This is a genomic window from Moorena sp. SIO3I8 (genome assembly GCF_010692325.1).
Taxonomy (GTDB): domain Bacteria; phylum Cyanobacteriota; class Cyanobacteriia; order Cyanobacteriales; family Coleofasciculaceae; genus Moorena.
Map to the genome: position 1 here is coordinate 21,947 of NZ_JAAHHW010000080.1, position 9,859 is coordinate 31,805.

General features: G+C 44.1%; 9 protein-coding genes. 8 read left to right on the forward strand and 1 reads right to left on the reverse strand.

The genetic code is table 11. From position 1 onward, the window contains the following. The first annotated feature begins 62 nt into the window (after positions 1–62). From pip to F6K51_RS24750, 7 genes are all read left to right on the forward strand, one after another. A complete protein-coding gene (gene pip / locus F6K51_RS24720; RefSeq protein ID WP_293025194.1) occupies positions 63–1,007 on the forward strand; it encodes a prolyl aminopeptidase in 945 nt (314 codons plus the stop codon). A gap of 326 nt (positions 1,008–1,333) precedes the next feature. After that, on the forward strand, positions 1,334–2,014 hold the full coding sequence (gene deoC, locus F6K51_RS24725) for a deoxyribose-phosphate aldolase (RefSeq protein WP_293025196.1): 681 nt from the start codon (positions 1,334–1,336) through the stop codon (positions 2,012–2,014). A 92-nt stretch (positions 2,015–2,106) separates the two neighbouring features. After that, the gene (recO, locus tag F6K51_RS24730) at positions 2,107–3,042 is read left to right on the forward strand and encodes a DNA repair protein RecO (protein ID WP_293025198.1); all 936 of its coding nucleotides are present in this window, start codon (positions 2,107–2,109) and stop codon (positions 3,040–3,042) included. Between the two features lie 267 nt (positions 3,043–3,309). Beyond that, complete coding sequence (locus F6K51_RS24735; RefSeq protein WP_293025200.1) at positions 3,310–4,749, forward strand: MFS transporter; 1,440 nt, start codon at positions 3,310–3,312, stop codon at positions 4,747–4,749. A gap of 20 nt (positions 4,750–4,769) precedes the next feature. Continuing rightward, positions 4,770–5,927, forward strand: coding sequence for a glycosyltransferase family 4 protein (locus F6K51_RS24740; RefSeq protein WP_293025202.1), 1,158 nt, complete (start codon positions 4,770–4,772; stop codon positions 5,925–5,927). 413 nt (positions 5,928–6,340) lie between these two features. Further along, positions 6,341–7,513: a transposase gene (locus F6K51_RS24745; RefSeq protein WP_293025204.1), complete on the forward strand. Its 1,173-nt coding sequence runs from the start codon at positions 6,341–6,343 to the stop codon at positions 7,511–7,513. Positions 7,514–7,654: 141 nt separating this feature from the next. Continuing rightward, positions 7,655–8,233, forward strand: coding sequence for a Uma2 family endonuclease (locus F6K51_RS24750; RefSeq protein ID WP_293025206.1), 579 nt, complete (start codon positions 7,655–7,657; stop codon positions 8,231–8,233). A 76-nt stretch (positions 8,234–8,309) separates the two neighbouring features. Here the strand turns inward: F6K51_RS24750 and lpxB are convergent, their stop codons facing one another. Next, positions 8,310–9,542: a lipid-A-disaccharide synthase gene (gene lpxB, locus F6K51_RS24755; protein ID WP_293025215.1), complete on the reverse strand. Its 1,233-nt coding sequence runs from the start codon at positions 9,540–9,542 to the stop codon at positions 8,310–8,312. A gap of 168 nt (positions 9,543–9,710) precedes the next feature. Here lpxB and F6K51_RS24760 point away from each other — a divergent pair, with 168 nt between their 5' ends. Further along, positions 9,711–9,851 (forward strand): hypothetical protein, encoded by a 141-nt coding sequence (locus F6K51_RS24760; protein WP_293025208.1) that lies wholly within the window; start codon positions 9,711–9,713, stop codon positions 9,849–9,851. The last annotated feature ends 8 nt before the right edge of the window (positions 9,852–9,859 follow it).

Genomic DNA, 9,859 nt, shown 5'->3' on the forward strand with positions numbered 1-9,859 from the left:
TTGGAGATCATTGCTTTTGTATGTACTTTATGTAATCGTAACTGTAACCCCAAGGCACAACTATGCGAGAACTCTATCCCCCCATCGAACCTTACAAGCAGCAAACCCTAACAGTTTCTAACCTCCACACCATTTATTTTGAAGAGTCGGGTAACCCACAAGGTCAGCCAGTAGTCGTGTTACACGGAGGACCAGGAGGTGGTAGCCAACCGGTTTATCGCCAATACTTTGACCCACAGAAATGGCGAATTGTGATGTTTGATCAACGGGGTTGTGGTAAAAGTATCCCCCATGCTGAACTTGAGCAGAACACTACCTGGGATTTAGTTAGTGATATCGAAAAACTGCGAGTAAAACTGGGTATTGAGCAGTGGGTAGTTTTTGGGGGTAGTTGGGGTAGTACTCTGTCTTTAGCCTATAGTCAAACCCATCCTGAACGCTGTCTAGGACTGATCTTGCGGGGAATTTTTATGCTCAGGCAAAAGGAAATTCGTTGGTTCTATCAGGAGGGAACAAGCTATATTTTTCCTGATGCTTGGGAAGACTATATCAAGCCGATTCCAGAAGCAGAACGCCATGATCTAATTTCTGCTTACTATCGACGGTTGACCAGTCCGGATCCTCAAACCCGCAATTCAGCAGCTCGGGCTTGGTCAATTTGGGAAGCAAGTACGAGTAAACTCTTTCAAGACCCGAACCTGATCCAAAAGTTTGGTGAGGGTGAATTTGCTGATGCCTTTGCCAGAATTGAGTGTCATTACTTTGTCAATAAAGGCTTTTTTGAACGAGAAGACCAGTTACTGAGGAATGTAGATCGGATTAAATCTATCCCTGGGGTGATTGTCCAAGGACGCTATGATGTGGTTTGTCCGATGGTATCAGCTTGGGAATTACATCAGGCTTGGCCAGAAGCTGAGTTGATCGTGGTAGCTGATGCTGGTCATTCCATGGCAGAACCAGGTATTCGCAGTGCTTTGATCGAAGCAACGGATAAGTTTTTAATCTGACGGGGTGACAGCAGCCTTGTTAGGCATGCAGCAATGCTGCATCAAGAAGGGACGGTTGAATCAGGTTGGGGACAGTTGACCGTTGACGGTTAACTGTTAGAGTTGTGCTTTGGTTGATTGTAAGCATTCAGCTATCAGCATTCAGGATTCAGATATCAGCTTATCCGTTACAGATGGTGCTATCAGCTATCAGCCGCGTAGCGTGGTCTTGGCCAACGGCTGACCGCTGACCGCTGAATACTTACGGTTGATTTTTCCTTAAGTATCTTAATTTTTTGATAAATTTTGATAAATAATGATATAGGAGTCTCAAATAAAGCCTAGCAATGGATATAGACTATCCAGACATTGATATTGCTCCCCTAATCGACCATGCCCTGCTTATTCCCATGGCTACACCAGAGCAGGTGGAAAAATGGTGTCAAGAGGCAGACCAATATAAGTTTGCTACAGTGTGTGTCCCGCCAGTTTACGTCAAACAAGCGGCTGAACTCCTCCACAGTAGAGTACCAAAGGTTTGTACCGTCATTGGTTTTCCTATCGGTGCCACAACACCCACTGCCAAGCTTTACGAAGCCCAAGAGGCAGTGGAAAATGGAGCGACAGAGCTAGATGTAATGATTCACCTCGGTGGCTTGAAAGCTGGTAAAACCGAGGAACTTTACCAAGAAATTGCCCAAATCTGCGAAGAAACGGGTAAAACTGTCAAAGTCATCCTGGAAACAACTCTGCTGAGTGATACGGAAAAACGTCTTGCTGCGGAAATCTGTATGGATGCTGGGGCGCAATTTATCAAAACCAGCACTGGCTGGAATGGTGGTGCCACAGTTGATGATGTCCGATTGTTGAAAAAAGTGACTAAGGGACAAGTTGGAATCAAGGCATCAGGAGGTATCCGAACCATCGAGCAAGCTTTCGATTTAGTCATTGCTGGAGCAACTAGATTAGGCACCTCCCGTGGTCCTGACTTGCTGCGACAACGGGATAACCTGGAAATTAAGAATTAAGAATTAAAAATTAAGAATTAAAAATTAAGAATTAAAAATTAAAAATTAAAAATTAAGAATTAAACTTAAAAATTAGCAAGTAATAATGACTAATGAGTCAAACCTACAAAGCCACTGGAATTAATCTGAAAAGTATACCGCTGGGGGAAGCGGACAGGTTGGTGACAATTTTAACTAGGGAGTTGGGTCTGATTCGGGTAGTGGCACCAGGGGCAAGGAAGCAGAAATCGAAGTTAGGTGGTAGGAGTGGTTTGTTTGTGGTCAATCAACTACTGCTGGCAAAAGGGCGATCGCTAGATAAAATTATCCAAGCAGAAACTACCGAATCTTACCGAGGATTGAGTCAGGAGCTCAGTAAACTGGCAGCTAGCCAGTATCTGGCAGAATTAGTTCTCTGTCATGCTTTGAGTGAGCAGCCTCAGGAAGAACTCTACGAACTACTTAATGAACATCTACGGCGTCTTGAGCAGTTACCTAAAATTACGGCTAATCCCTCAGGGTTGTCTTTAGTGTTAGCTCATTTGTCCCATGGTGTCTTTCACCTGCTTGCCCTGGCCGGAATTGCACCTCAAGTACAATTGTGTTGTATCACACAACACAGTTTAAGACCAGATTTAACTGACCCGAATTGGCGGGTTGGTTTTAGTGTAGAAGCTGGTGGAACTATTAGTTTAGTCAGTAATCAGTCCAATCGGAACCATTTACCTAATCAAACTATTCCGAATCAAGAACAGACCTTGACTGAAACCATTGACAACCCTGATACTGATGTCATCCTACCCCCTCCTCCACGAGTAAATCATAAGCTGAATGCTCTGGAGTTAACTCTGCTTCAACAACTGGCAGCTGCTGAATTACCTCAGCTGAGTACACTATTAAAAGACCAATTGGCAGGGTCGAAAGCGGCTGAGTCTGTAGATTCACTCTGGGTGAAGTTGGAGCGAATTTTAAGAGACTACGCTCAGTATCACTTTGGTCGCTCAATTCGCTCAGCGGCTTTAGTGGATGCGTTGTCGTCTGTTAATTAATACTAATAATGAGTGTCTGTTAATAGTTAATAGGTAATAGTTAATAGGTAATAGGTGATATATAATGGGTAATAAATAATAGTTAATGGATAATTAAAATCTAATTGTGGTGTTGAACAGCAGCAATAGTAAGGTCTTAAATTATCAATTACCAATTACCAGTTAAGAATTACCAATTACCGATTTAATAATCCATTCATAGTAACAGTATGACGATGGACAAAAGTTGTTATTGGTAAAAAAAAAGCCTATCCAAGAAAAGCCAGAATGCAATCATCGGAGACTGGAAAAAACCAAAAACACTCCCCAGACCCCACGTCTGATTTCACCAAGTCTGATTTGGTGGCAAAACCCTCATCGAGCAGTGATGAGCTAAGCGATCAGGAACTGGATTCATCGCCGGATAAAGGATTTATACCAGTTCTAAAAAATTCCAACTTCTTAGCCCTATGGAGTGGTCAAGTCTTCTCTCAGCTAGCAGACAAGGTTTATCTGGTGTTAATGATTGCCTTGATAACCAGTCGCTTTAAAGACGCTGATCAAACTATCAGTGGCTGGGTATCAGCGATTATGATTGCCTTTACCATCCCAGCAGTTCTATTTGGTTCCTTGGCTGGCGTCTATGTGGATCGGTGGTCAAAAAAAGATGTGCTGGTACTAACCAATCTGTTGCGAGGGGCACTGGTGTTGTTAGTGCCTGGGTTGTTGTCTTTAACTCAAGGCTCGACATCAGTCTCCAATCTGCCACTAGGCTTTTATGTCTTATTAGTGATTACCTTTCTAGTCTCTACCCTGACCCAATTTTTTGCCCCAGCAGAACAAGCGGTAATTCCCTTGATTGTGAAACCGCAGCACCTACTGTCGGCCAACTCTCTATATACTACAACCATGATGGCTTCCTTAATCATTGGTTTTGCTGTGGGTGAACCGTTGTTAGCGTTAGCAGATAGGTTGGGAGCTCAGCTACATTTCGGGGTGTACTTGGGGAAAGAAGTTTTGGTAGGAGGGTCTTATGCGATCGCAGGATTAGTATTGTTGTTACTGAGAACAGGAGAAAATCGGGCAAAGTCTAAGGCTGAGCAACCTCATGTGTGGGCAGACATTGCCGATGGTTTGCGTTACGTACAACACAATCGAAGTGTCCGCAATGCTATGATTCAGCAAGTTATCCTGTTTTCGGTTTTTGCTGCTTTAGCGGTTCTGGCGGTAAGACTCGCGGAAAACCTCCCTGGGATCACAGCTGCCCAGTTTGGCTTCTTGTTAGCAGCCGGTGGGATTGGGATGGGGATTAGTGCAGCAATCCTAGGAAACTGGTTTGATGACACCTCCCATGTCAATTTAAGTCTGTCTGGTTCTGTGGGTATGGGAGTAGCCTTAGTAGGGTTGTCCTTATTCACTAACAATCTCTGGCTGGCTTTACTCATGACTATGGTATTGGGGGGGTTTGGGGCTTTGGTCGGTATCCCGATGCAGACTACCATCCAGGCAGAAACACCAGAAGAGATGCGGGGCAAAGTTTTCGGACTACAAAACAATGCTATTAATATCGCCTTGAGTTTACCTTTAGCCTTAGCGGGGATCGCAGAAACTTGGTTGGGTTTACAACCTGTATTTCTTGGTTTAGCAGCACTTGTGTTCTTAGGTGGGTTCTTAAACTGGTATATTTCCGGTAATAGATTAAATAATTTCAATAAACGTCATAAATAGAGATAGAACTACCAACCGGAATGCATATCGCCTGGCTAGGAAAAAAATCCCCTTTTTGTGGTAATGTCACCTACACTCGAGAAGTGACCAATGCTCTGCTCGACCGGGGCTACCAGGTCAGTTTCCTCCACTTTGCCCAAGAAGAAGAGGACCGAACTTGGTGGGGTTGTCAGGAGGTACCACTGCCTTGCTTGTACAAGTCTCAGATGTATACCATTCCAACCCTAACCGCCAGTAAGGTTTTGAAGCGATCGCTACAGGAGCTCAAACCTGACCTGGTTCATGCTTCCTTAACTTTATCTCCTTTAGACTTCCTGTTACCGGAAATCTGTACCGAACTCAATATACCCTTAGTGGCGACCTTCCATCCGCCCTTTGATGGTAAACGACGCAATTTGCAATCGGGAACCCAATTGCTGACCTATCAAGTTTATGCACCGTTTCTCGCCCACTACGACCGAGTGATTATCTTTTCTCAACTCCAACGGGATGTCCTAATCCGGGTTGGCGTTCCTGATCACAAGCTAGCAGTGATTCCCAATGGAGTTGATGTCCAGAAATATTCTCCAGGATACTCCCAGTTTACCTCTGAGTTGGCATCTGAGTTCGGAGGGCAACGCCTGTTTGTTTATCAAGGTCGGATTGCTACGGAAAAAAATGTTGAAGCGCTGCTGCGAGCGTGGAAACAATGTAACCTCGGTGAATCCAGTAAGCTAGTGATTGCTGGTGATGGACCGTTATTAGCTTCATTAAAACCATTTTATGGGGAAGAACACAATATCATTTGGCTAGGATTTGTGGCTTCCGAGCAAGAACGGATTGAGATTTTGCGGGCAGCAGATGTGTTTATTTTACCTTCTCTATTGGAAGGGCTGTCCTTATCATTACTCGAAGCCATGGCTTGTGGCGTGGCTTGTGTAGCCACAGATGCTGGAGCTGATGGGGAAGTGTTAGAGGATGGTGCTGGGATAATTCTCAATACCCATGGGGTGACATCCCAACTTAAAACCCTATTACCCCTATTGCGTGACCACAGAGACTGGACTACTTTGCTTGGTCATAAAGCTAGGGCAAGGGTTCTAGAGCGCTATACCTTAAGTGGGAATATTACTCAGCTCGAAAAGCTTTATGAAGAGGTTGTACAAATTAGGCTTGTGCAATTGAGTGGTCGTGCTTAGTTTTTTTGTTGTTTGGGAATTTACCCTCATGGTAAGTTGCCCTTATGGTGAAGAGGGTATACAAACTTAATCTACTCCTCAATAACTTACGCACTCAGTCCTGTTTATAACTTAGAACCTACCCATAAGAGCTGAGTATTTCGAGTTTTGAAGGTTTCTTGCTACCCTTTGAGGAATAAGAAAGATATGCTTTACCGAAAAATTTGGGTTTAAAGCCCCGTCCTTCTAGGAGACGAAACCTGTTTATTGTGGAGCCTTATAACAATAGCCTTAACCCTTTTCTGCATAACCTGCCGACCATAAAGGCTCCACTATCTTACGGGAACTTTAACGGACGGCTTTTTTTTTGGAGAATATTTCGAAATTTTTATATTAAATGATGTAGAATAAAATAGAATGTGAGGTCGATACCGATGATTATTCTAGAGTTCAAAGCCTACGGCAAACGAAACCAATATTTAGCTATAGATGAAGCGCTCAGGACAGTAAAATTTATTCGCAATAGTTGCATCCGTTATTGGATGGACAATAAAGGAGTGAATAAATTTGACTTGAACAAATATAGTAAGATTTTAGCTAAACAGTTTCCGTTTGCAAATCAGTTAAACTCTACTGCTCGTCAGTCTAGTGCTGAAAGAGCATGGTCATCAATCGCCCGTTTTTATGAAAATTGTCAAAAAAAGGTACCTGGCAAGAAGGGTTTCCCAAAGTTTCAAAAACATTGCCGCTCGGTCGAATACAAGCAGTCTGGCTGGAAGTTGTCTCCAGACAAAAAATGGATCGTATTCAGCGACAAGAAAGGAATCGGAAAACTCAAGCTCAAGGGTACATGGGACTTGTGGAGATTTGACAAGAAGCAAATCAAGAGGGTTAGGATAGTTCGTCGAGCTGATGGATACTATGTTCAATTCTGCATCCAGGCTGATAATAATGAACAGTTAAAACCTGCTGATGCAACTATTGGCTTAGATGTTGGACTGAAGGATTTTTATACTGACTCTAAGGGAAATACTGAACCTAACCCTAGATTTTATCGAACGGGAGAGAAGAGACTGAAGTTTTATCAGCGACGAGTATCCCGAAAAAAGAAAGGCTCAGCCAATCGTCGAAAAGCCATTAATAGACTAGGCAGGACTCACCTCAAAATAAGTAGGCGGCGTGAAGAGCACGCTAAGAGACTAGCGCGCTGCGTAATCCGGTCTAACGATCTGGTTGCTTACGAAGATTTGAGGATAAAAAATCTGGTCAAAAACCATTGTCTAGCTAAGTCTATTAATGACGCAGGTTGGTATCAATTTAGAAAATGGTTGGAGCATTTTGGTGATAAATTTGGTAGGGTAACTGTCGCAGTCAACCCTGCTTATACTAGCCAAAACTGTTCTAATTGCGGCGAAGTGGTCAAAAAATCATTATCGACTCGAACCCACATCTGTAAGTGTGGATGTCAGTTAGACAGAGATCACAACGCCGCAATCAACATTCTTGAACGAGCTTTGAGTACGGTGGGGCACACCGGAACTCGGATCATAGATCCGAACGCTTGTGGAGAGGAGACCTCTACTGTTCTTGGTTCCGGCCTGGAATAGCAAGTCACCTCGTTGAAGCAAGAATCCCCGTTCTTATAGGAGGGGGAGTGTCAATTGGGTCGTCCCGGGCCAGACAATGATTCGTCTTAGTTGCGAAGCAATTGCTAGATATATCTATAAGGGATAACTTGAGATTTATCCATGAATACCCTTCCAATCAACATTCCTCCTAGCCTCAGAGTTACTGACGAGCAGTTTGAACAACTTGCTAGTGCTAATCGAGACTTACGCTTAGAACGTAGTGCTACAGGAAAATTAATTGTCATGCCACCCACTGGGGGGAATACTGGAAAACGCAACATTGATATAGAAGGACAACTTTGGTTATGGAATCGCCAAACCAAACTGGGGGTTACCTTTAACTCATCGACTGCTTTTCGACTTCCCAATGGGGCAATTCGTTCCCCTGATGCAGCTTGGGTTAGTCAAAAACGATGGAATGCATTAACCCCTGAACAACAAGAAACTTTCCCACCCCTTTGTCCTGATTTTGTGCTGGAGTTGCGTTCAAAGAGTGACAATATGGAACCGTTACGCCAAAAAATGCAGGAGTATATTGATAATCAACTGGGTTTGGGTTGGTTAATTGACCCTAATCATAAGACAGTTGAAATTTATCGACTCAATCAACCTGTAGAGGTCTTGAAATCTCCCAAAACATTATCCGGAGAAGATGTTTTACCTGGCTTTGTTTTAGACTTGGAATTTGTCTGGAATTAGCAGGATTTTAAGCATATGCGCTACGCGCACGCGTGCGCGTTCAGCTATCAGCCATCAACCATTAGGCTTTGACTACTTAGTTTATTAGCTGGAAAATTTCCTGAGCAGCGCGATCGCATACGCCCACTTCACCCAATAACTGGCGCATTTCCTGATAATCCTTAAGGGTTTGCTGACGCCGTTCTTGATTAAAAAGGAGTTCCAAGGATTCCCGGACAATATTTTCTGGTGTGGCTTGCTCTTGTAACAACTCCGGCACAATGGAACGCATTACTACCAAGTTAGGGGGAGACATGAAGGGAATCGAAAATTTCAAGAAGGTGCGAGCAAGCCAGTAGGTAAAGGGATTAACTCGGTAGAAAACCACCTGAGGCACATCTAGTAGTGCTAGTTCCAAATTCACTGTACCTGACTTGGTAATGGCTAAATCAGCAGCAGCCAAGATTTGCTTAGTTTGACCAGCTACCACCTTAGCTTGTAAACCATAGCGCTGTACTGCTTCTTCAATGGGATGGCGATAGGCTTCTAAAGATAGGGGAATCCAAAATAGTGGTGAATCAGCTTGACTTTCCCTTAACCCTTCACCCTTTGACTGGCTAAGCTGGCCGGTTTGCTTAGTATCCAACAATTGTGACTGTAGCTGCTTGGCTGCTTCAAAAACTACAGGCATGAGATACTTAATTTCTTGTTGTCTAGAGGCAGGTAAAAGTGCGATCGCAGTTTGTTCTGGAGCTATGCCTAAGGTAGCACGAGCCTCCTCCCGGCTTGGGCTAGATTCCATCCGATCTACTAGAGGATGACCTACCCAACTAACTGACGCTCCCTTTTCCACAAAGTAACGGGCTTCTTCTGGGAAAATAGCCAACATTCGATCAGTCATCTCCACAATCATCCTGGTGTTGCCCTTAGAGATAGACCAAACCCACTCTTGGGGAGCAATATAATAAACTACCGGTACTTGCGGTAGTTCACCCTTGAGAAAACTACCAATACTCAAATTTGGTCCCATGTAGTCAATCAGCACTACTAGGTCAGGGGTCTGCTGCCGGAGATACTGTTTGGCACGACCTTGGACTTTAAGGGTAGGCAGCACAAAGGGTAGAGATTCCAGAATTCCTACAGAACCAATACTGGTGGTATTACCCAACAGCTTCGCACCAGCTTGGGCCATTTGATCACCGCCTAGAGCAACAATCTCTAACTCTAAGCCAGCTGCTGTTCCCTGACGTTTCAATGCTTCAATCAGTAGAGCCCCTTGTAAATCACCAGATACCTCGCCAGTACTGATAAATATGGTTTTGAGAGTCATGGTTAATGGATCGATAGGGATTAGGGAAATAGGGGAGTAGACAGTAACCAGATCTAAATTACCTGACCACTGCAACATAGTATCAGTGCCCGGCGAAGGTAAACTGTCACACATTTAAATTGTGAATAGGGGCGCTTTGGGGAGATGGGGAGATGGGGAGATGGGGAGATGGGGAGATGGGGAGATGGGGAGATGGGGAGATGGGGAGATGGGGAGATGGGGAGATGGGGAGATGGGGACCCACCCCTAACCCCTCCCAGGAGGCAGGGCTGTTTCATTATCAATAAAATAGAAGATAATCAGAGATAATTAGTCTT

Excerpts from the sequence above, each read along its gene's own strand:
- F6K51_RS24740 (WP_293025202.1), top strand. The coding sequence starts at position 4,770 with ATGCATATCGCCTGGCTAGGAAAAAAATCCCCTTTTTGTGGTAATGTC.
- F6K51_RS24735 (WP_293025200.1), top strand. The coding sequence starts at position 3,310 with ATGCAATCATCGGAGACTGGAAAAAACCAAAAACACTCCCCAGACCCC.
- pip (WP_293025194.1), top strand. The coding sequence starts at position 63 with ATGCGAGAACTCTATCCCCCCATCGAACCTTACAAGCAGCAAACCCTA.
- lpxB (WP_293025215.1), bottom strand. The coding sequence starts at position 9,542 with ATGACTCTCAAAACCATATTTATCAGTACTGGCGAGGTATCTGGTGAT.
- deoC (WP_293025196.1), top strand. The coding sequence starts at position 1,334 with ATGGATATAGACTATCCAGACATTGATATTGCTCCCCTAATCGACCAT.
- recO (WP_293025198.1), top strand. The coding sequence starts at position 2,107 with ATGAGTCAAACCTACAAAGCCACTGGAATTAATCTGAAAAGTATACCG.
- F6K51_RS24760 (WP_293025208.1), top strand. The coding sequence starts at position 9,711 with ATGGGGAGATGGGGAGATGGGGAGATGGGGAGATGGGGAGATGGGGAG.
- F6K51_RS24750 (WP_293025206.1), top strand. The coding sequence starts at position 7,655 with ATGAATACCCTTCCAATCAACATTCCTCCTAGCCTCAGAGTTACTGAC.
- F6K51_RS24745 (WP_293025204.1), top strand. The coding sequence starts at position 6,341 with ATGATTATTCTAGAGTTCAAAGCCTACGGCAAACGAAACCAATATTTA.